This is a genomic window from Faecalibacterium tardum (genome assembly GCF_040096515.1).
GTDB lineage: Bacteria > Bacillota > Clostridia > Oscillospirales > Ruminococcaceae > Faecalibacterium > Faecalibacterium tardum.
This window is the reverse complement of sequence record NZ_JBBMEO010000006.1, coordinates 85,580-107,049: the sequence shown is the minus strand read 5'-3', so window position 1 is coordinate 107,049 and position 21,470 is coordinate 85,580. Positions and strand designations below refer to the sequence as shown.

Annotated in this window: 14 protein-coding genes; all 14 read right to left on the bottom strand. The window is 62.9% G+C overall.

The window, feature by feature from the left end:
- Positions 1 to 136 precede the first annotated feature (136 nt).
- On the bottom strand, positions 137 to 772 hold the full coding sequence (gene rdgB, locus WMO44_RS06320) for an RdgB/HAM1 family non-canonical purine NTP pyrophosphatase (RefSeq protein ID WP_349152102.1): 636 nt from the start codon (positions 770 to 772) through the stop codon (positions 137 to 139).
- A gap of 143 nt (positions 773 to 915) precedes the next feature.
- Complete coding sequence (gene ftsY, locus WMO44_RS06315) at positions 916 to 1,854, bottom strand: signal recognition particle-docking protein FtsY (RefSeq protein ID WP_005928244.1); 939 nt, start codon at positions 1,852 to 1,854, stop codon at positions 916 to 918.
- A gap of 35 nt (positions 1,855 to 1,889) precedes the next feature.
- A complete protein-coding gene (gene smc / locus WMO44_RS06310) occupies positions 1,890 to 5,447 on the bottom strand; it encodes a chromosome segregation protein SMC (protein ID WP_349152101.1) in 3,558 nt (1,185 codons plus the stop codon).
- On the bottom strand, positions 5,448 to 6,122 hold the full coding sequence (gene rnc, locus WMO44_RS06305) for a ribonuclease III (protein WP_055185866.1): 675 nt from the start codon (positions 6,120 to 6,122) through the stop codon (positions 5,448 to 5,450).
- A gap of 18 nt (positions 6,123 to 6,140) precedes the next feature.
- Positions 6,141 to 7,157 carry a phosphate acyltransferase PlsX gene (gene plsX, locus WMO44_RS06300; RefSeq protein ID WP_349152100.1) on the bottom strand — a complete coding sequence of 339 codons (1,017 nt, stop codon included), beginning with the start codon at positions 7,155 to 7,157 and terminating at the stop codon, positions 6,141 to 6,143.
- A gap of 29 nt (positions 7,158 to 7,186) precedes the next feature.
- A complete protein-coding gene (trmFO, locus tag WMO44_RS06295) occupies positions 7,187 to 8,563 on the bottom strand; it encodes a methylenetetrahydrofolate--tRNA-(uracil(54)-C(5))-methyltransferase (FADH(2)-oxidizing) TrmFO (RefSeq protein ID WP_349152099.1) in 1,377 nt (458 codons plus the stop codon).
- Positions 8,564 to 8,575: 12 nt separating this feature from the next.
- Entirely contained in the window at positions 8,576 to 10,660 is a 2,085-nt protein-coding gene (gene topA / locus WMO44_RS06290; protein WP_349152098.1) for a type I DNA topoisomerase, read from the bottom strand.
- Positions 10,661 to 10,773: 113 nt separating this feature from the next.
- Positions 10,774 to 11,901, bottom strand: coding sequence for a DNA-processing protein DprA (gene dprA, locus WMO44_RS06285; protein WP_349152097.1), 1,128 nt, complete (start codon positions 11,899 to 11,901; stop codon positions 10,774 to 10,776).
- On the bottom strand, positions 11,898 to 12,680 hold the full coding sequence (locus tag WMO44_RS06280; RefSeq protein WP_349152096.1) for a TrmH family RNA methyltransferase: 783 nt from the start codon (positions 12,678 to 12,680) through the stop codon (positions 11,898 to 11,900). Before WMO44_RS06280 ends, dprA begins: the two co-directional genes overlap by 4 nt.
- Before the next feature lie 183 nt (positions 12,681 to 12,863).
- Positions 12,864 to 13,214 carry a 50S ribosomal protein L20 gene (gene rplT / locus WMO44_RS06275; protein WP_005935552.1) on the bottom strand — a complete coding sequence of 117 codons (351 nt, stop codon included), beginning with the start codon at positions 13,212 to 13,214 and terminating at the stop codon, positions 12,864 to 12,866.
- Between the two features lie 55 nt (positions 13,215 to 13,269).
- The gene (gene rpmI, locus WMO44_RS06270; RefSeq protein ID WP_005928215.1) at positions 13,270 to 13,473 is read right to left on the bottom strand and encodes a 50S ribosomal protein L35; all 204 of its coding nucleotides are present in this window, start codon (positions 13,471 to 13,473) and stop codon (positions 13,270 to 13,272) included.
- A gap of 18 nt (positions 13,474 to 13,491) precedes the next feature.
- Positions 13,492 to 14,070 (bottom strand): translation initiation factor IF-3, encoded by a 579-nt coding sequence (infC, locus tag WMO44_RS06265; RefSeq protein ID WP_055185860.1) that lies wholly within the window; start codon positions 14,068 to 14,070, stop codon positions 13,492 to 13,494.
- A gap of 229 nt (positions 14,071 to 14,299) precedes the next feature.
- A complete protein-coding gene (locus WMO44_RS06260; protein ID WP_349152095.1) occupies positions 14,300 to 17,986 on the bottom strand; it encodes a UvrD-helicase domain-containing protein in 3,687 nt (1,228 codons plus the stop codon).
- A complete protein-coding gene (locus WMO44_RS06255) occupies positions 17,983 to 21,345 on the bottom strand; it encodes a PD-(D/E)XK nuclease family protein (RefSeq protein ID WP_349152094.1) in 3,363 nt (1,120 codons plus the stop codon). Before WMO44_RS06255 ends, WMO44_RS06260 begins: the two co-directional genes overlap by 4 nt.
- Positions 21,346 to 21,470 lie beyond the last annotated feature (125 nt).

Genomic DNA, 21,470 nt, shown 5'->3' with positions numbered 1-21,470 from the left:
ATTTCTCTTCGGACACGAAGCGGGCCATTCCATCGCCCGCCCTATTGCCCTGCGGGCAACAGGGTCCCACCCCAGCGGACGGTCCTCAGAGAAAGTACCAACCGTCCGGGGCAAACGCAGCTGAGTTTGCGCCTCTTCACTCTCCCAGAAAGCTGGGCAGCTGCTTTTCCAGCTCCGCCAGCGCGTTGCCGCGGTGGCTGATGGCGTCCTTTTCGTCCGGGGTCAGCTGGGCGTAGCTGCGTTTCTCGGTGTTGGGGCGCTTGTCCGTTTTGCCCACGCCGCAATCGGCGGGGATGAACAGCGGGTCGTAGCCAAAACCGTAGTCGCCGCACAGCCGTGTAAAGGCAATTCTGCCCGGGCACTCGCCCATGCAGGTCAGGTGCCGGCCGTCCGGCAGGATGAAGCATACCGCCGAGACGAACTTTGCCCCCCGCTGCCCGGCAGGCACCGCCTGCATGGCAGCCAGAAGCTTATCGTTGTTGGCTTCATCGTCGCCGTGGTGGCCGCAGTAGCGGGCGCTGTACACGCCGGGTGCGCCGTCCAGCGCGTCCACACACAGGCCGGAGTCATCGGCGATGGTAGGCAGGCCGCTGGCCTTGCAGATGGTCTCTGCCTTGATGAGGGCATTCTCGGCAAAGGTGGTGCCGGTCTCCTCCGGCTCGATGGTGATGCCCAGCTCTTTCTGGCTGACCACCTCGTGTCCCTGCGCTTCCAGAATGCGGCGCAGCTCGCGGAGCTTACCGGCGTTGCCGGTGGCTGCACAAATTTTCATCTTGATACTCCTTCCGCTTTCAAAGCTCCCCCTGAGAGGAAAGACTCTCCCCGGCCGGGGAGAGATGGCGCGTCCAGCGCCAGAGAGGGGAATCTCCGTTTCCGCGCCGCTGTAAGCGGACGGAACGGTGAGAGGGTTCTGTTTTAGTGTTTCCATTCCCGGGGAAGCAGCTCTTCCACAAAGCCCTCCGGGGTAAAGGGCAGCAGGTCGTCGATGCCCTCGCCCACGCCGATAAAGCGCACCGGCAGGCCCAGACGCTGCTTGACCGCCACAACGCAGCCGCCCTTGGCGGTGCCGTCCAGCTTGGTCAGGATGATGCCGGTGGCATCGGCAGCCTTGCAGAACTCCTTGGCCTGACTGATGGCGTTCTGCCCGGTGATGGCATCCAGCACCAGCAGGGTCTCCAGGCTGGCCTCCGGGCTTGCCTTTTTGACGCTGCGGCTGATCTTGGAAAGCTCTGCCATCAGGTTTGATTTGTTGTGCAGACGGCCTGCGGTGTCCGCAATGACCATATCATAGCCGCGTGCGGTGGCAGACTTGACCGTATCAAAGATGACGGCGGCGGGGTCTGCGCCCTCGCCCGCGCTGACGATGGGTACACCGGCACGGCTTGCCCAGATCTCCAGCTGCTCGCTGGCAGCGGCACGGAAGGTATCACCGGCGGCCAGCATGACCCGCTTGCCCTGCCGGGTGTAGTAATCAGCCAGCTTTGCAATGCTGGTGGTCTTGCCCACGCCGTTGACGCCGATGACCAGAATGACGGCGGGCTTGCCGTCCAGCGCCATCTCGGCCTCCGGGGTCATCTCCTCGGCAATGATGTCGCGCAGAGCATCTGCGGCTTGCTCACCGGTTTTCAGCCCCTTGTCACGCACACGATCGCGGAGCTTGTCCACCAGATGCACCGCCACCTCACCGCCAACATCGGCAAGGATCAGCTGCTCCTCCAGATCATCGTACATTTCATCGTCGATGACGCTGCCGGTCAGGGTGTTCATAATGCTGCCCCAGAAACCGGTGCGGGTCTTTTCCAGACCCGTTTTCATCTTGTCTTTTTCTTTTTTTCCAAATCCGAAGAACGCCATAGTGGTCCTCCTATCTATTTTCTGTTTATTTTATATCAGGAAACCAGCGTTGCGTCAACCTGTTCCAGATCCAGCTTGAGCAGTTTGGACACGCCGTCCTCCTGCATGGTAACGCCATACAGCACGTTGGCGGCTTCCATGGTGCCGCGGCGGTGGGTGATGACGATGAACTGGGTCTTGTCGCTGATGCGGCGCAGATACTGGGCAAACCGCACCACGTTGGCATCGTCCAAGGCGGCTTCGATCTCGTCCAGAATGCAGAAGGGCGCGGGGTTCACCGCCAGAATGGCAAAGTAGATGCTGATCGCCACCAGCGCCTGCTCGCCGCCGGAAAGGGCTTCCAGATTCTTGATGACCTTGCCCGGCGGGGCTACCCGGATGCCGATGCCGCAGGCCAGCACATCGCTTTCGTCCTCCAGCACAAGGCTGGCTTCGCCGCCGCCGAACAGCTCGGTGAACACACGGCTGAAGTTTTCGTTGATGGCGCGGAAGCTGTCGGTGAAGATCTCCCGCATCTGGGCAGAAAGCTTTGCGATCATACGTCCCAGCTCGTTGCGGCTCTCCTCTACGTCGGTCACCTGACGGGACAGTTCATCGTAGCGGGCTTTGACCTCCTTGTATTCCTCGATAGCGCTCACATTCACGCTGCCAAGGGCGCGGATCTTGCCGCGCAGGTCTGCCACCTGTGCCCGCAGCGCGGTCAGGCTGTCGAACTCTACACACAGCTCCTCGGCCTGACTGACCGAGAGCTGGTACTCGTCCCACAGCTTTGCCACGGTCTGGTCGTACTCGGTCTCGGCAGCGGTCTTGCGCTCGGCAAGGCGCGCCATCTCCCGGCCCACCTCCTCGCGGCTGTCGGAGGCGGTGCGGGCCTTTGCCAGCGCTTCCGTTTCCTTCTGCTGGCAGGCAAGCCGCTTTTCAGTGGCTTCGCGGATGGCCTGCTCCTTTTGGGTGATGGTGGTCTGGCTGTCTGTCTTGGCCTTGCGGATGGCCGCGATCTCGGTGCGGCAGGCTTCGCTGCGGGCGGCAAGGGCGGCAAGGCTTTCTTCCAGCGCGGTGCGGCGGGCAGCGGCGTCCTTGGCACGCTGTTCCAGCGCAGCGATCTGGCTGTAAGCCAGCTCCGCATCCTTGCGGCGGGTCACCTGTTCCAGCCGCTTGGCGCTGAGCGCCTGTGCCAGCTGGTTCTGCTGGGTCAGAAAGCTGTCGCTGCCCTCTGCAATGCGGCTCAGCTCGGCAGTCAGCTGCTCGATCTGCGCCGTCAGCTCTGCCTGCTGCAAGGCAGCGGCATCGGCCTTGGCGCGGCTGTCGTTCAACGCAACCTGCAAGGCGTCCATCTGCTGCTGCGCATTCTGCACGGCAGTTTCCAGCTGGGCAGCGGCGGCTTCCAGCCGCTTCTGCTCCGCCTCTGCACGCACCCGGTCGTTGGCGGCGGTGATCTGCTCGCTGGCGGTGGCGGTCAGCTCTGCCTGCAACGCGTCCGCCTGCTCTTTGCACTGGTCGGTCTTTTCCTGTGCGGCAAGGCAGTCCTTTTGCAGCTTGGCCGCCTTCAGGCGCAGCTCTTCCATTTCCTGCTTGCGGGTGAACAGACCGGCGCTGCGCTGCACGCTGCCGCCGGTAAAGCTGCCGCCTGCATTGATCACCTGTCCGTCCATGGTGACCACCTTGTTGTGGTAGCCGTTGTCCCGCGCCACGCGGGAGGCTTCGTTGATGTCCTCCACCACGATGATACGCCCCAGCAGGTTCGAGACGATATTCTCGTACCGGGGGTCGGCCTGCACCAGCGCAGACGCCAGCCGTGCCGTGCCGGACAGCCGCCCCCGGAACACGCCGGGCTGCACGGTATCCAGCGGTAAAAAGGTGGCGCGGCCTGCATGGTCATTGCGCAGCAGAGCGATAGCGGCTTTCGCGGCGGCTTCGTTTTCCACCACGATATTCTGCAGCGCACCGCCCAGTGCGGTCTCGATGGCAACCTCGCACCCGGGCTCGACTTTCAGGATGGTGGATACCGGCCCCAGAACGCCCCGCAGACGGCGGGCTCCGGCGGCGCGCATGACCGCGCGCACCGAGTTCTGGTAGCCGTCCATATTCTTTTCCAGCTCCCGCAGCACCGAAAGGCGCTGCCGGGCAGCATCCAGTTCCCTGCCCAGCCGCTGCTCGGCGGCATCGGCTTCGTCCAGTGCGGCCTTGCGGCTGCGCAGCTTGAGCTCCAAACCGGAGCGGATGTTGCCCAGCTGCTTTTCGTTTTCCTCCAGCGTCTGCCGGTACTTTACGGTATCAGCCAGATCCTGTTTTGTCTCTTCCAACTGTGCGGCGGCGTCCCGGGCGCTCTGTTCCAGCGCAGGCAGACGCTGCCGGGCGGTGTCTCCGGCTGCTTCGGCGGCCGCCTGTGCCACCTGTGCCTCGGTACGCTTTGCGGTGCGGTCGGCAAGCTCTGCCCGCAGGCTGTCCTTGCGGGCACCGCTGGCGGTACTGGCATCTGCCAGCCGGGCAAGTTCGGCATTCAGCGCTTCGATCTCTGCCGCAAGCTTTTCGCCCGCAGCTTCCATGGTCTTTGCCACGGCACGGTGGCGCTGCAAAGCGGCATCCGCTTCGGCGGTGTCCTGCTGCCCGGCGGCGATCTCCTGTTGTAAGGAAGCCGCGCTCTCGTCGTTGCGCAGAATATCGTTTTCCAGCACGGCGATGCGGCTTTCGGAGCCGCTGATCTGCTGGGTGATGCTGCGGATATCCCCATTCAGGCGCTCGACAGCAACCGTCAGCTGCTGTGCCTGCATACGGATCTCCTCAGCCTCCTGCTCGGCGGCTTTGGTCTCCCGGTCAAAACGCTCGTAGTCGGTCTGGGCGGTCTCGTAGTCCCGCACCTGCTGGCGCACAGCTTCCCGGGCGCGGTGCACCCCATCGGTCCACAGGGTCACTTCCAGCGTTTTGCGCTGGGCACTCAGTTCCAGAAACTTCTGCGCCTTGGCGCTTTCTTTCTCCAGCGGGCCCACCCGGCTTTCCAGTTCGCCAAGGATATCCCGCAGCCGTTTCAGGTTCTCGCCCGCCGCAGCCAGACGGCGCTCGGCTTCGGTCTTGCGGTAGCGATACTTGGCAATGCCGCAGGCTTCTTCAAAGATCTCGCGGCGCTCGCTGCTTTTGGCTGCCACGATCTCCGCAATGCGTCCCTGACCGATGACCGAATATCCGTCCCTGCCGATGCCGGTATCCAGCAGCAGCTCGTACACGTCCCGCAGACGGCATACCTGCCCGTTGATGGTGTACTCGCTGTCGCCGGAGCGGTAGTATTTGCGTCCGATGGTCACCTCGTCCGCGTCCACATCCAGCGTGTGGGCGGTGTTGTCCAGCGTCAGCCGCACCTGCGCAAAGCCCATGGGGCTGCGCTTGCGGGTGCCGCCAAAGATAACGTCCTCCATCTTGCCGGCAGCGCGCAGCTGGCGGGAGCTGGTCTCGCCCAGCACCCAGCGCACTGCATCCGAAAGGTTGGACTTGCCGGAGCCGTTGGGTCCCACCACGCCGGTAACGCCGGTATCAAAGCTGATCTTTACTTTATCGGGAAAACTTTTAAAGCCCTGGATCTCCAGTTCCTTGAATACCATTTACTTTTCCTTTATCACGCCCAGCAGCTTGAGCGCTTCCTTGGCGGCGCACTGCTCGGCGGCTTTTTTGCTGCGTCCCTCGCCCCGCGCCACGCGGTCGGAGTTAAAGCGCACTGCCACCACAAAATGCTTGTCGTGATCCGGGCCGGACTCGCTTTCCACCACATAGCTCAGGCGCTCTTCCGGGTTCTGCTGCACGATCTCCTGCAGACGGGTCTTGTAGTCCGCCTCGGCGTGCTTACCCTCGGTGATGAAGGGCAGGATAAACTTGCGCGCCACCTCCATGCCGCCGTCCAGATACAAGGCGGCAATAACGGCCTCGAAGGCGTCCGACACCACGCTGGGACGGGTGCGGCCGCCGCAGCGCTCCTCGCCGCGGCCAAGACGCAGATACTCGCCAAGGTCGATCTCCTGTGCGAACTGGAACAGCGCACCCTCGCTGACAAGGCTGGCGCGGATGCGGGTCAGATCGCCCTCCGGACGGTCGGCGTAGGCGTGGAACAGGTAGTCTGCGGACACGATCTGCAACACGCTGTCACCCAGAAACTCCAGCCGCTCGTTGTGCTTGACCGGGGTACGGCTCTCGTTGGCGTAGCTGGTGTGGGTAAGCGCGGTCTCCAGCAGCTCCGGATTTTTGAATTTGTAACCGATGATAGTTTCCAACTGATGGCTCATGGTCGTTTTTACTCCCTTTTATTCCTCAGTTTTCTGCGCTGCGGCCAGCTCGTCCAGTGCGGACTGCATGGTGCCGCACAGGTCGTTCTCCACGCAGATCTTTGCCTGCCGGATGGCGTTTTTGATGCCCTTTGCCTTGGAGGAGCCGTGTGCCTTGATGACCGGCTGCTTTGCGCCAAGGAAGGGTGCGCCGCCGTACTCCTCGCTGTCCATCTGGTGCTTCAGGTCGGTCACGCCGCCCTTGAGCAGCAGATATGCCAGCTTGCCGCCAAGGTTTGCAAGGAACATCTGCTTGAGCATACCCAGCAGCATCTTTGCCACGCCTTCGGTCAGCTTGAGGATGACATTGCCGGTAAAACCGTCGCAGACCACCACGTCCACCTCGCCGTTGGGCACGTCACGCGGCTCGATATTGCCCACAAAGCGGATGCCCGGGGTAGTCTTGAGCAGCTGATGAGCGTCCCGCAGCACGGGGGTGCCCTTGCTCTCCTCGGCGCCGTTGTTGGCCAGTGCTACGCTGGGGTTTTTGCGTCCCTCTACTTTGTTCACATAGCAGCTGCCCATGACCGCAAAAGCGGCCAGCATCTCCGGGCGGCACTCCACATTGGCACCGCAGTCCAGCAGCAGATAAGCCTGCCGCTTTGCAGGCACCATGGTAGCCAGTGCCGGGCGCTTGACGCCCCGCAGGGTGCGCACGATGAGGCTGGCGCCAACGTGCAGCGCACCGGTGCTGCCGGCAGAGACAAAGGCATCGCCTTTGCCCTCTTTAAGCATATTCAGACCCACCACGATGGAGGAATCCTTCTTCTGGCGGATGGCGCGGGCGGGCTCGTCGCACATCTCGATGGTCTCGGTGCAGTTCACCAGCTCGATGCCGTCCAGCGAAATGTTGTGCTCGGCGGCGGTCTTGCGCACCAGCGCCTCGTTGCCCACACCGATCAGCTGCACGCCGTACTCCTTGACGGCCTGTGCAGCGCCTTCCAGAACAGCCAGCGGGGCGTTGTCGCCGCCCATCATGTCCACAATGATCTTCATACCTGTTTTCTCCTTTCAGGTGGTTTGCCTTACAGAGCAGTTTCCTCCAGCCAGTGCTGGAAGCTGGCAACAGCGCGCTCAGCCTGTGCCATGTAACGCAGCCGCTTGTCCCGGGGACGGGTCTCGGCGGGCAGCGGCGGCAGAATGCCCATGTTTGCGCCCATGGGCTGGAAGTTCTTGTTCTCGGTGGTCAGGTACTGAACCAGCGCACCGCACATGGTCTCGGCGGGCGGCGGGGGCAGCTGTCTGCCCTCCAAGCGGGCGTAGAGATTGCGTGCCGCCAGCAGACCGCAGGCGGCGCTTTCCATATAGCCCTCAAAACCGGTGATCTGCCCTGCAAAAAACACGTTGGGGTGTGCTTTCAGGCACAGCTGGGCACTGAGCACCCGGGGCGCATCCAGAAAGGTGTTGCGGTGCATCACGCCATAGCGCACAAACTCCGCATTTTCCAGCCCGGGAATCATGCTGAACACCCGCTTCTGCTCGCCCCATTTGAGGTTTGTCTGGAAGCCCACGATGTTATACAGGGTGCGCTCCTTATTTTCTGCGCGCAGCTGCACATTCGCCCAAGGACGGTGGCCGGTGTTGGGGTCTACCAGACCCACCGGGCGCAGCGGGCCGAACCGCATGGTGTCGGCGCCCCGGGCAGCCATGATCTCAATGGGCATACAGCCCTCGTACACGGTGACGGTATCGGCCTTTTTGCCGTGGGCGTCCGGGTCGGGCTTTGCGCCCTGCTCTGCACCGGTGTCAAAATCGTGCAGGGGGGCACGTTCCGCACTGGCAAGTGCCGCATGGAAAGCCTCATATTCTGCCTTGTTGAAGGGACAGTTCAGGTAGTCGGCTTCGCCCCGGTCGTAGCGGGAGGCAGCAAATACCTTGCCGTAGTCCAGACTTTCAGCAGTGACGATGGGCGCAACGGCATCGTAGAAATGCAGCCGCTCGTCCCCGGTCAGGCGTCCGATCTCATCGGCCAGTGCGCCGTCGGTCAGGGGGCCGGTGGCCACCAGAATGGGAGCGCTCTCGTCGATGGTTTCCACCTGCTCCCGGTGGACGGTGATATTCTCGCACTGCTCCACCATGCGGGTGACAGCGGCGCTGAAGGCATCGCGGTCTACCGCCAGCGCACCGCCGGCGGCCACGCGGGTCTCCTCGGCGGCAGTCAGCAGCCGGCTGCCCATGCGGCGCATCTCTTCCTTCAGCAGACCGGAGGCAGAGTCCAGCCGCTCAGCCTTCAGGCTGTTGGAGCAGATCAGCTCCGCAAATCCCTCGCTTTTGTGGGCGGGGGAAAAGTGGACGGGCTTCTGCTCGTATAGATCTACCTGCACGCCCTTGCCCGCCAGCCAGAGAGCCGCTTCGCAGCCCGCCAGACCCGCGCCCAGAATGGTTACTTTATATTCGTTCATTTAGTCTTTCCTTTAATCCTTTTTGGGCACCGGCATCTCAAAGCCGCAGCCCTCCTTGGCGCAGTACAGCTTGCCGCCCTTGCGGAACAGGGTGCTGCCGCACTTTTCACATTTGGTAGCCACTGGCATATCCCAAGTCATAAAGTCGCAGTCCGGGTAGCGCTCGCAGCCGTAGTAGATGCGTCCCTTGGAGCTCTTGCGTTCCAGCAGACGTCCCTTGCCGCACTTGGGGCAGATGCCGCCGGTATCCTTGACAAGGCGCTTGGTGCCCCGGCACTCCGGGAAGCCGCTGCACGCCAAGAACTTGCCGTACTTGCCCACCTTGATGACCATGGGGCGGCCGCACAGGTCGCACACCTCGCTGGATGGCTCGTCCGGCACCTTGACCTTTTTGCCCTCCATGTTCTTTTCGGCCTGCTCCAGACTGGCTTCAAAGCCCTGATAGAAGTCGTCCACGGTCTTGCGCCAGTCGGCCTTGCCGCTTTCCACCTTATCCAGATTCTTCTCCATCTGCGCGGAGAAATCCACGTCCACGATGTGGGGGAACTGTTCCAGCATCAGCCCGTCCACAGCCCGTCCCAGCAGGGTGGGTTTAAGCTTTTTCTGGTCGCGCTCCACATAGCCGCGGTCGATGATGGTGGTGATGATGGGCGCATAGGTGGAGGGACGGCCGATGCCGTTTTCCTCCAGCGCCTTGATGAGGGTGGCTTCGGTGTAGCGGGCGGGCGGCTGGGTGAACTTCTGCTCGCTCTTCAGCTCCCGCAGCTTGAGCACCTGTCCCTGCTCCAGCGGGGGAAGGTTGGTTTTCTTTTTTTCCTTTTCGTCGGTTGCTTCCTCGTACAGGGCGGTAAAGCCGTCAAAGGTCACGGTGTAGCCGCTGGCTTTGAAGTGGTAATCCGCCGCGCTGACGGTGACCGACACGGTGTCCTGCTGGCAGTCTGCCATCTGGCTGGCCATAAAGCGGCTCCAGATCATGCGGTACAGCTTTGCGGTGTCGCCGCTGATGCTCTTGTCCACCTCGTCCGGGGTCAGGGAGGGCACAGAGGGACGGATGGCTTCGTGGGCGTCCTGTGCTGCCGTGGCGCTCTTGGTCTTCCATGTGCGCTTATAGGGGCAGATATACGCCTCGCCGTAAGCACCGGCGATATACTCCTTGGCGGCAGCCACAGCCTCGTCCGAGATACGCAGACTGTCGGTACGCATATAGGTGATCAGACCCATCATGCCGTGCCCGGCAATATCCACGCCTTCGTACAAGGTCTGGGCGGCGCGCATGGTGCGGGTGGCCGTAAAGCCTAAGCGGCGGGAGGCCTCCTGCTGCAGGGTACTGGTGATAAAGGCCGGGGTGGGCTGCTTTGCGCGCTTGCCGCGCTTGAGCTCGCTCACCACATAGCTTGCGCCCTCCAAACCCTTTTCAATGGCGCGTGCCTCGGCCTCGCTTTTGGGCAGCAGCTTTTTGCCGTTGGCGTCCGTGGCAAGGCGTGCCACAAAGCTTTTGTGCCCGGCACCCAAGGTGGCGTCCACGTTCCAGTATTCATCGGGCTTAAAGTTTTCGATCTCCTTTTCCCGGTCGTCGATCAGCCGCACCGCCACGCTCTGCACACGGCCTGCGGACAGGCCGCGGCGCACCTTGCGCCACAGGAACGGACTGAGCTTATAGCCCACCAGACGGTCCAGCACGCGGCGCGCCTGCTGGGCGTTGAACAGATCTTCGTCAATGGCGCGGGGGTGGGACATGCCCTCCTTCACGCCCTTTTTGGTGATCTCGTCAAAGGTGACGCGGTTGGGCTCGTGGGGGTCCAGCCCCAGAATATTGGCCAGATGCCAGCTGATGGCCTCACCCTCGCGGTCCGGGTCGGTCGCCAGCAGCACGCCGTCGGCGTGTTTGGCCTTGCTCTTCAGTTCCTTGATGAGCTTTTCCTTGCCCTTGATGCTGATGTATTGCGGGGTATAGCCATGCTCCACATCGATGCCCAGCTGAGATGCGGGCAGATCGCGGATATGACCCATGCTGGCGGTGACCTCGTAGTCATCGCCCAGATATTTGCCGATGGTTTTCGCCTTTGCAGGCGACTCCACGATAACCAGTTTCGCCATTTCTTCTTTTCTCCTCTATCTGCAACGTGCCCCCCAAAGGGATGCACGGTCATTCGCTCATATTATTGTACCACAGCTGTTGTGTGCTTTACCAGCGGAAATATTCCACAATTTTACCGCAGCACATACCGCTGCCCCGGCTGCTTGTACACCCGGCCGGTCAGTTCCAGCTTCATCAGGGTGCCCAGCAGCGCGGACATGGACAGGCCGGTGCTCACGCACAGTTCCTCGATGCCCACGGGCTTTGGTCCGATGCACGCCAGCACCCGGCGCTCGGTATCGCTCAGGGGTGCAGGCTGCTTTGCAGCTGCCGGTGCTGCCTGCCGGGTATGCAGTCCCAGCGCCGCCAGCAGGTCGGCTGCGCCCGCCACGGCCCGGGCGCGGCCGTCCCGCAGCAGGCCGTTCGTGCCTGCGGAGTTGGGGGAGTAGATACTCCCCGGCACGGCATACACCGGCTTGCCGTAGCGCTCGGCGTGGGCAACGGTGGACATGGTGCCGCTTTTTTCCCGCGCTTCCACCACCAGTACGGCAGAGGAAAGCGCCGCGATAAGCCGGTTACGCTGCAAAAAGCCGTTGGGGCCTACGCCCTCGCCGCAGGGAGGGTACTCGCTGATGACGCAGCCCTTGTGCTCGATTTTCTGCCGCAGAGCGGCATTGGCTGCCGGGTAGGTACGGTCGATGGGTACGCCCATCACCGCAATGGTGGGACAGTCGTTTTTCACTGCCGCCCGGTGTCCGGCGCTGTCCAGCCCATCGGCCAGACCACTGACGATGATGGCGCCGTTTTTTGCCAGTTCCCCGCCGATATCTGCCGCTGCGTTCAGACCGTATTCCGTAGGTTTGCGGCTGCCCACGATGCCCACCGCCCCGGGCTCGTTGAGCCAGCGGGGGTCGCCGGTGCAGTAGAGCACCAGCGGCATATCCGGGATGCGGGAAAAGGCCAGCGGGTAATCCGGGTCGTCAAAGGGCAGGATGCGCACCCGCAGAGCATCGCACTGCATCACCAGCGTGTGGCAGCTTTCTGCATCCAGCTGCGCTGCCCGCTTAAAGGCTGCGTCCCCTGCCGCCTGCCGGAATTCCTCGGTCTCCCGTGCTTCCCACGCCTCCTGTGCGCCGCCAAAGGCGTCCAGCACCTTTCCGGCGTGGAGGCTGGCGGGTCCCAGCACCTGCGACAGCCACAGCCAGCACAGCAGCGGGTCGGGTGCAGGCTCCGGCGGGAACAGGCTGGTCTGCCCGGTCACAGGCTCTCCTCCCGGAAATGCCACAGCAGGATGCTGCCCGCGATGCCGGCGTTCAGGCTTTCCACCCGGTCGGTCATGGGGATGCGCACCGTGCTGTTGCAGGCGGCGATGGTCTGGTCAGTCAGACCCTGTCCCTCGCTGCCGATGACCACGCAGACACCGCCGGGATACCCGGCCTTTGCCGCGCTGAGCGGCTGGGACTGGTACAGCGCCGCCGCAAGGCAGGTGATGCCTTTTTCCCGCAGCAGGGCGATGGCCTGCGGCATGGCACCGGTCTCAATGACCGGGATGCGCACCGCTGCGCCCATGGAGGCGCGCAGGGTCTTGGGGGCGTAGACACTGGCACAGCCCTCGCTCAGGATAACGCCGTCAAAGCCAAAGGCCGCTGCGCTGCGCAGCAAAGTACCCACATTGCCGGGGTCCTGCACCCGCTCCAGTGCCAGATACCGCCCGCCGGGGCGCACCTCCTCCAAGGTATGCACCGGGGTGCGGAACACCCCGAACACGCCCTGATGGGTGCCCACGTCTGCCAGCTTGTCCGCCACATGATCCTCTACCAGATAATGCTCGCCCGGCAAAGCGGCAAGCTCCGGGCACTTTTCCAGCGCATTTTCGGTATAAAACAGGGTCTCCAGCTCTGCACCGCGGCAAAGCTCCGGGCACAGCTTGCGCCCTTCGGCCAGAAAACGCCCCTCAGTGCGGCGGAATGCTGTACTGGAAGCAAGGCGGCAGGCATATTTTATTTTTGCGTTTTCCCGGCTGGTGATCTTTTCGTCCATGCGTTCCTCCTGAACAGGTGTGTATGCGTTCTGCTTTGGATATAATAGAAAAAGGGCAGCGTCTGCCGCAGGTTTCTGCGGCAGGGCGCTGCCCCGTTGCCTTGTTTCCCTGGCCGCAAAAAATGCCCGGATACAAAACGGACGCCCGCGTATACGCGCGGGCGTCACGATGCAAGGTCTTTATCAGGCGTTCTTCACGGTCTCGACCAGAGCGGCAAAGCTCTGAGGATCGTTGATGGCCATCTCGGACAGCATCTTGCGGTTCAGCTCGATGCCTGCCTTCTTCAGGCCAGCCATGAAGGTGGAGTAGTTCATGCCCAGAGGACGAACTGCGTTGTTGATACGGCAGATCCACAGGTTGCGGAACTGACGCTTCTTCATGCGGCGGCCAGCCAGAGCGTAGTTACCGCTCTTCATGACCTGCTGCTTGGCCATCTTAAAGTGCTTGCTCTTGCAGCCGTAAAAGCCCTTGGCCAGCTTCAGCATCTTCTTACGACGTTTGTGGGTCATGGTTGCGCCTTTGATACGTGCCATTTTTTATATCTCCTTTAGTATCTCGTAGAAAGTTTTGTGTACCTGCGGCTCGCTCTTAGGCGTAGGGCAGCATGCTCTTGATGGTAGCTGCGTTGGTCTTATCAACGTAGCTGGGCTGACGGTAGCCACGGGTCAGCTTGGTGGTCTTCTTGGTCAGGATGTGGCTGCGGAATGCATGACCACGCTTGATCTTGCCGTTCTTGGTCAGCTTAAAGCGCTTCTTAGCGCCGGAGTGCGTCTTCAGTTTCATCTTAGCCATTTTAGTTTCCTCCTAAAATTAGTCCTTATTGGGTTTCGGGATCAGCAGAATGGACATCGTGCGGCCCTCGAGCACGGGCGGCTTATCGGTGGATGCCTGAGGCAGCGCCTCGGCAAACCGCTTCAGCACGTCTGCGCCCAGAGCACTGTGCGCCATTTCGCGGCCGCGGAAACGGATCGAAACCTTTACCTTGTGTCCGGCTGCCAGGAACTTGGCAGTCTGGTTGAGCTTGGTGTTGAAGTCGTTGGTGTCAATATTGAGCGAAAGGCGGGTCTCCTTGACCTCGACAACCTTCTGGTTCTTCTTGGCTTCCTTCTCCTTCTTCTGCTGTTCAAAACGGTATTTACCGTAGTCCAGCACCTTGCACACAGGCGGCACAGCCTGCGGTGCGATCTTTACCAGATCGAGCCCGGCTTCTTCTGCAGCGCGCATGGCCACCTGAATGGACACAACGCCCTTCTGCTCGCCGTCAGCACCGATCAGGCGAACCTCACGATCACGGATCTGGCCGTTGATCTCCAGTTCCTTCGACTTTCCAGCGGTAGCGATAATGAATGCACCTCCAAACAAAATCCATAGTGTTGCAATATTTGGCATAGAAAACGCGGCCGCCCATATTCTGGACAGCCGCGCGAAATTTCACACAAAGCCGCAGCGTTCGCAAAGGAATAAGCTGCTGTTTCGGGTATAGCCCGGGGACATTCTCCCACAAGGCGAGCGCGGCACAGGCCGTAGCTGCTTTCTTTACCCAGCCATTCTACCACGTTCAGCCCGCCCTGTCAAGCACTTTTTATGCGTTCTTTGGAAAAAATATGACTTTTCCCTTTTATGCCTCGATCAGTTTGCCCAGTGCAAAGGAGTAGATGCCCTTATAGGTCACCTTTTTAGGCGCAAAGCGCTTTTCGATGGCAATGGCGTAGAGGTTCAGCTGGGCGCGGTAGGCGCGCAGGAAATCGCTTTCCGCCTTGCGGCGGTCGGTCTTGTAGTCCAGCAGTTCCAGATGATCCGGGTACACCAGCACAAGGTCGGCAATGCCCTGCACCAGCACCTGCGCGTCTGCGGCGGCGGGCAGTTCCTCGTGCCCCTGCGCCGCCAGCACTGCACCGGCGGGCAGCGCCGTGATGAAGGGCAGCTCCCGCAGCACCTGCTCGGCGGCGCAGATCTTTGCAAAGGCTTCGCTTTCCACAAAACGGCGGATGCACACCGCATCCAGCTTTTCCGCGATCTCCGGGGCGGTCAGCTGCAATGCCACCTGACGGTCCCGCTCTGCCGGGATGGCCTTGTCCAGCGTGCCCGCAGCCTTGGCCGCAGCCAGCCAGGCAAAGTCCGCATGCTCCAGAAAGGCGTGCAGCGCGGTGCCCATCTCGGCGGCGGTCAGGCCGTCCTTGGAAAGGAAGCCCGGGCGCTCCAGCGTGGTCTGTTCGGTCTTGTGCACGATGCTGGTCACGCTGACCTTGGCGGGCACCTGCGCAAGCGCTGCCGCCGGGTACTGCCACGCAAAGTTCTGCCGCAGTTTCTCCACCAGTGCCGGGTCGGTCTCCGGCGTTTCGTCCGGTGTATCCGTATCTATTTCCTCGGACAGCTGCACGGCATCGTCACACACCCTGATAGCCATCACGCTTTCGGTCTGCACAAACAGCAGCTCCCGGTTGCCGGAAAGCTGCCGCAGCACCCCGCCGTCCGGGTGCACCAGCAGCGCCGCCCGCAGCCAGTCGGCAAAGCTGTTGGCCTGCTGGTGCAGTGTGGCCCCCGCCCCGGCAGCCAGAAAAGCCGCTGCCTTGGCAAAGGGCTTTGTGCCCTTGCCGTTGCTCAGAGGTGCGGTGAGGATGAGCTTATCCTGTGCACGGGTGAGCGCCACATACAAAAGGCGCATCTGTTCGCTGCGCAGCTCCTTGGCGTGGACAGCGGCCAGCGCGGTGTAGGCGGCGGTCTTGTAGGCGCCCTCGCCGTTTTCCGGCCGCAGCCGCAGCCCTGCGCCGAAAGTGCGGTGCACCAGCACCGGCTGACGGATATCCGAAGCATTGAACTTGCGGGCTGTATCCCCCACGAACACTACCGGGAACTGCAAGCCCTTGGAGCGGTGGATGGTCATGATGGACACGCACCCCGGGTGCACTCCGCTGGGTACGGTGTCCTGTCCGGTGCTGCCGGCCTGTGCGGCGGCATCAATAGCGCGCACCAGCGCCGAGATGCCCCCTGTACCGGAAGTGGCGCAGAAGTTGGCAAAGCGGCGGGCATCCTCCCGGCGGCGGGCGCCGTTTTCCAGCACACCCAGCGCCGCCAGATAGCCGGTGGAGGCAAAAATTTCTTCCAGCAGCTGCTCCGCCGGGGCGCTGCGCGCCATCTGCCGCAGGGCAGTGAGGTGGGCGTAGAAGTCCTTCACCTTCTCGGTAAAGGGATCCTCTGCCGGGTCCTCCAGCGTCAGCAGCAGCGCGCCGTACAGACTGATGCGGGCGGGCTTTTTGTCCGGTTCGGCCTGTACCTGACGGCTGCGGGCGCGCAGCCGCACAAGGTCGTCCTCGGTAAAGCCGAACATGGGGCCCAGCATGGCAGCGGCCAGATAGATATCCTGCGAGGGGTCGTCGATGACCTTGAGCAGGGCGATGAGGGGGCGGATGTGGGGCGCAAGCATCAGGTTCTCCCGGGCGTCGGCGTATACCGGGATGCCCCGGGCGGTCAGAGCCTCCACATACGCCGGGAACTCGGTGCGCGCCGCCAGCAGAATGCAGCAGTCCTCGTACCGCACCGGGCGGGTGGTGCTGCCCTCCCGCACCGGCTCCCCGGCAGAAACCAGCTGCGCGATGCGTTCGGCGATCCATCCCGCATCGGTTTCCGTCTCATCGTCCGGCAGAAACTGTACCTCCACGCTGCCCTGATATTCCCCGGGCGCGCCGCAGGCCAGACGCTGCCCGTCACCGTAGGCGGTATCGCCCAGCTCCGGGGTCATGAGCTGCTCAAAGAGATAGTTGATGCCCGCCACCACCTGCGGTGCGGAGCGGAAGTTTGCATCCAGCGCCAGCAGTGCGTCCGTGCCCGGGGTGCCCTCCGGCGGGCGGGGACGGGCTTTTGCGCCCGGCAGCAGCGGCCAGCTGTCCAGCTTTTGCCGGAAGATGCCCGGCTCTGCCTGCCGGAAGCGGTAGATGCTCTGTTTCAGGTCGCCCACTAGGAAGAGGTTGTCCCCCGCCGGGGCGGCAAGGCAGCGGTAAAGGGCATCCTGCAGGGCGTTCGTGTCCTGATATTCGTCCACCATCACGGCGGCGTAGTCCTGCCGGATGTTCTCGCACAGGGGGGTGGGCGTGCCCTCCGGGGTGCGCAGCAGACGCAGGGCAAGGTGTTCAAAATCGCTGAATTCCAGCAGCTTGCGCTCCCGTTTTCTGTCCGTGAACCGGGCATCGAAGTCCCGCACGGCAGCAAACAGCGCCCGCAGCCGGGGCAGGGTGATCTGCCGATCGGTCTCAGCTTCGGCCTCGGAGCAGCAGATGAGCTGGGTCATCTGCTCAAACAAAGCGGCGGCTTCGTCCGAGCGGGTCTTGATCTCCGCCTTGTGGTCGCCGCCCAGACGCTTTTTCATGCCTTTCAGCCCGGGCGCTTCCTCCATGCCCAGCACATAGGGGGTGAGCAAGTCGTACAGCGGGTCCCACTGCCCGGCAGCAGCCAGCTGCTCTGCCTGCGCAAAGAGGGCGGCGGCTTTTTCTAGTCTTGTACCGGCTTCCTCGTATTTTTCTGCCACCGCGGCCTGTACCTTTGCCCGGGCGGATGGAGTCTTTTTTTCCTCAGCAGCTGCCTGTTCTTGGTCAAAATCCGCATGGCAGTCGGCCAGTGCTGCCTTCAACAGCTCCCGCGCAGCCTTGGCGCAGCGGGCAGCATCGGCCAGCAGCAGATCATGCCAGCAGGTGGCGGCAAAGCCGTTTTCCTGCTCGTATGGCGCAAGAAATTCGTCCAGCTTGCGGTCATAATCCGGCAGCGCCCGCAAAAAGTCGTAGATCTGCAAAATGGCATCGCCTGCCGGTTTATCCGTGCGTCCCTTGCCGTACAGGTCTGCAAAGGCGCAGAAATCCGGGTCGCGGTAAGCGTTTTCCAGCGTTTCAGCCAACGCCGCCCCCCGCAGCAGCTGCACGGTGCCGGGGTCTGCCGGGGCAAAATCCGGCGGGATATCCAGTGCCTGAAAATACTTGTGCAGCAGGTTCAGACAAAAAGCATCAATGGTGCAGATGGGCGCGCGTTGCAACAGCATCCGCTGGCGGCGCAGCATGGCATTGCCGGGCTGCAGCTGGCTGCGGTGCAGCAGCGCCTGCCCGATGCGGGCGCGCAGCTCTGCCGCCGCCGCATTGGTAAAGGTGACAATGAGCAGCCGGTCGGCGTTGACCGGGTGCTCCGGGTCGGTGATCAATTGCACCGCACGCTCGGTCAGCACGGCGGTCTTGCCGCTGCCTGCGGCTGCGCTTACCAGCAGCGCACCGCCCCGGTCGGCAATGGCAGCCTGCTGCGCCGGGGTCCATTTGGGTCCGCTCACGGCTGTTCCTCCTTTTCTTCGGGTTCTTCCTCGGGTTCAAAGGGCTTTGCAGGGGCTTCCAGCGCACGCTCGTGCACCCCGGTCTCGTGGCAGCAGATAAAGCTGTAATCGCACCAAGTACAGGGGCTTTTGCTGCTGCTCACCACCAGCGGCTCGGCGTCGATCTGCCCGCCGTAGAGCTGCTCGCCCATCTGGGTAACAAGGTCGTCCAGATGCAGCTGGATGCGGCTGAGTTTGGCGCTGTCGGCCCGTTTGTCCTTCTGGTAGGGGCTGGGTGCGCCGTTGCGGTAGCCGAAAGGCAGATACTTGCCCGTTTCGTCCGCATCCATTGCGTCAAAGATCTTCTGCTCGTCCCGCACAAGGCCGTCCAGCTGGTATTCCACCGCCCGGGCAGCCTGCCCGCGGGGCAGGGTCTGGGGGGCGGGGTCGGCCAGCAGATACAACACGCCCGCCGGCTGTGCGCCGGTAAAGCGCCCGCCGGAATCCCGGGTCAGGCTGAACAGATACAGCAGCATCTGGCAGTCCAGCCCGCAGTAGACTTCTTTTAAGTCCAGCTTTTTGCTGCCGGTCTTGTAGTCCACCACCCGCACCCAGCGGGTGCCGTCGTCCTCGATCCACTCGTCCGCGCGGTCCACCGTGCCCACCAGCTGCACCGTGCGCCCATCTGACAGGCGGTACACCTGCCCGGGCACGGCATCCTCGCCCCGGCCTATTTTCAGCTCACAGGCCACGGGCTTGAATTGGGACTGGTTCTGCTCGTCCCGCAGGTAACATAACAGGCTGGTCATGCTCTTTTTCAGCCGGGAGAGCAGATAGGCAAAGCGCGCGGTATCCTCCGGCAGATAGCGCCGCGCGTACTCGTCCACCAGCGCAGCGGCAAGGTCAGCCATGGCGGCATCATCCAGCTCCAAAAAGGGGCGCAGCCCGGCACAGGGGTTGTCTGCCCCTGGGTGGGGGTCCAGTGCCATCTGCAAGACCCAGTGCATCAGGGTACCGCTCTGGTCGGCCGAAAGCTCTGCACGGCGGCGGGGTTTGAGCCCCAGCACATACTGCAAAAAGTAGCCGTAGCGGCAGGTATAATATTTTTCCAGCTGGCTGGGCGAGATGTGCAGCCGCCTGCCCAGCAGCATTTCCAGCGTGGGCAGATCCTGCACCTGCCGGGGCGGGTCCTGCTCCATGCGCTGCAACAGGGCAAGCCCCCGTGGCGCCTGTACCCCTTCGCCGGGGGCGCGCAGCGCCTCGGTCAGGCTGGCGCGCTCCAGCTCGGTCAGCGGCCAGCCGCCGCCCAGCACGTCTAAGCCGTCTGCGGGGGTGGCGGCAAGGTCAATGAGTTCCAGCTGCGGCGCGGCGGGCTGCAACGCCTCCACGATGGGCTCCAGCGCAGCGCACAGGGTCTGCCCCTGCCCTTTCGGCCAGCTCATCCACAGCCCCTTTGCCGGGGCAGTAAGGGCTTTATAAAAACAGACCTGCTCGCGCACCACGCGGTTTTCAAAGCAGTCCGGCAGGTCGATCTGTTTTGCCATCAGCAGGTCGCGGTCGGCGTGGGTCAGCAGGCCGCTTTCTGCGGGGGTACAGGGAAATTCTCCCTCCGCAAGCCCCAGCACAAATACATAGTCCGGTGCATCCAGACGCATTTTGCCGGCACTTGCCAGCACCACCGCATCCAGCGTCTGCGGGATGTGCCCAAGGTCGGAGGAGCGCAGCAGCAGGCTGAAAAGATCCTCGTACTCCGGCACAGTGATGCCCTGACTGCCCAGCAGCCGCGCCATCTCGTCCAGCAGCTGCATCACCACGTTCCACTCGCGGGCGGCTTCCTCTGCCGCCGGGATGCCCCGGGCGGCGCGGATATCCTCCACCTGCGCGGCTTGCTGTCCCTCTGCGCCCAGTTCCTTCAGGCAGAAATACAGCGCCCGGCTGATCTGTTCCGCGTTGGCGCTGCGCACCTTGCTGCGCAGGGTATCCACCGCCGTCACCAGCTTTTTGCGGGCGTTTTCGGCGCGGGTCAGGTTCAGCGTATCTTCCTCGGTCAGTTCGGCGTCACCGAAGCCCCGGGGGCTTTTGGTAAACTCTGCCCGCCACGCCGCTGCATTGGGCGACCATGTGTAGGCGTAGTTTTCCAGCGCGCAGACTTCCGGCTCGGTCAGGCCGCACAGGCCGGTCTTAGCCAGCACGGTCAGCTGCTCGGTCATGTCCGCGCCCCGCAGCAATGCCAGCAGTGCCCGCACCGCCGTGGCGGGAGCACTGAACTCCGGGGTGGTGGGTTCATCGCAGTACAGAGGGATCTCTGCCATGCGGAACTCGTACCGCACCGCAGCCCGGTACAGGCTGATATCGCGGCAGACCACCGCAATTTTTCCGCAGCGCACCCCCTGCCGCATCAGGCGGCGGATAGCGGCTGCGGCACAGCGTGCTTCCTCTTCCCGGCTGGCGGCGGCAAACAGCCGCAGCTCCGTGGCCCTTTCCGGCGGGGTGCAGCTGCCGGTCTCCAGCAGCTCGGTCAGGGCGGCAAGCCCCGGGGCATCTTTATGGCGCAGGTCCCGCCGCAGCAGCTCCGGCGCGGCCACCTGTGCGCCGTTTTTGCGCGCCAGCTGGCGCAGCTGCGCCGCCACCTGCTTTGCACCGGAGAACAGTTCCAGGTCCCCGGGCTGCATGGGTGCGCCGTCCTCGCACAGTGCCACCGTCACGGCGGGCAGGGCGGCCAGCATCGCGCCCATCAGCCGCTTTTTGGGCGCGTTGAAGGTGTCAAACTCGTCAATGAACACCTCGCGCTCGCACAGAAAGTCCGGCAATTCGTCCCGGGCAAGCGCGGCTTCCAGACGGTCGGCAGCCAGCTCCAGACGATCGGCGGGGTCCATGCCGGTGCCCGCCAGCAGGCTCTCGTAGCCCTGAAAGATGAGTGCCAGCTCGCCCAGCTTTGCGCTCTCGGTGCCGCAGTCCCGGGCAAGCTCCTGCAATTGCTGCCCGGAAAGCCCGACGCTTTTCAGCTCGTCGATGGTCTCTGCCGCCATCTGGCAAAAGGCCGCGCTGCGCCGGTGGCGGTAGTAGTAGTGCACGTTATCCTGCAATTCTTCCAGCGCACGGCGCACCAGCACCGCCCGCCCGGCATCGGTCAGGGTCTGCACCGCCGCGCCGCCAAGAGCCGCAAGGATATGCTCGGCCAGACTGGTGAAGGAATAGCTTTCCACCATGCCGGAAAGGGCATCCCCCAGCTCCCGGTAGATGCGCGCCTCGGTGCTGGAAGTAAACTGCTCCGGCACCAGCAGGATACTGCGCTTTCCCGCCTCGGCACGGGCACGGATGCGGGCATACAGCAGGGTGGTTTTGCCGCTGCCGGAAGTGCCCAGAACCAGTTTCAGCATTTCGGTCTCCTCCCGCTTGTTGATTTTTGCCTTTATTGTAACACGAAACCGGAGATAAAACCACCGCTTTTCTTTGCAATCCCGCCGCCGCTGTGGTACACTGAAAAAAACATTCTGCACACCGG

Excerpts from the sequence above, each read along its gene's own strand:
- WMO44_RS06255 (WP_349152094.1), bottom strand. The coding sequence starts at position 21,345 with ATGCTGAAACTGGTTCTGGGCACTTCCGGCAGCGGCAAAACCACCCTG.
- rplT (WP_005935552.1), bottom strand. The coding sequence starts at position 13,214 with ATGGCACGTATCAAAGGCGCAACCATGACCCACAAACGTCGTAAGAAG.
- trmFO (WP_349152099.1), bottom strand. The coding sequence starts at position 8,563 with ATGAACGAATATAAAGTAACCATTCTGGGCGCGGGTCTGGCGGGCTGC.
- smc (WP_349152101.1), bottom strand. The coding sequence starts at position 5,447 with ATGGTATTCAAGGAACTGGAGATCCAGGGCTTTAAAAGTTTTCCCGAT.
- plsX (WP_349152100.1), bottom strand. The coding sequence starts at position 7,157 with ATGAAGATCATTGTGGACATGATGGGCGGCGACAACGCCCCGCTGGCT.
- topA (WP_349152098.1), bottom strand. The coding sequence starts at position 10,660 with ATGGCGAAACTGGTTATCGTGGAGTCGCCTGCAAAGGCGAAAACCATC.
- rpmI (WP_005928215.1), bottom strand. The coding sequence starts at position 13,473 with ATGGCTAAGATGAAACTGAAGACGCACTCCGGCGCTAAGAAGCGCTTT.
- WMO44_RS06280 (WP_349152096.1), bottom strand. The coding sequence starts at position 12,680 with ATGGACGAAAAGATCACCAGCCGGGAAAACGCAAAAATAAAATATGCC.
- rnc (WP_055185866.1), bottom strand. The coding sequence starts at position 6,122 with ATGAGCCATCAGTTGGAAACTATCATCGGTTACAAATTCAAAAATCCG.
- infC (WP_055185860.1), bottom strand. The coding sequence starts at position 14,070 with ATGCCAAATATTGCAACACTATGGATTTTGTTTGGAGGTGCATTCATT.
- ftsY (WP_005928244.1), bottom strand. The coding sequence starts at position 1,854 with ATGGCGTTCTTCGGATTTGGAAAAAAAGAAAAAGACAAGATGAAAACG.
- rdgB (WP_349152102.1), bottom strand. The coding sequence starts at position 772 with ATGAAAATTTGTGCAGCCACCGGCAACGCCGGTAAGCTCCGCGAGCTG.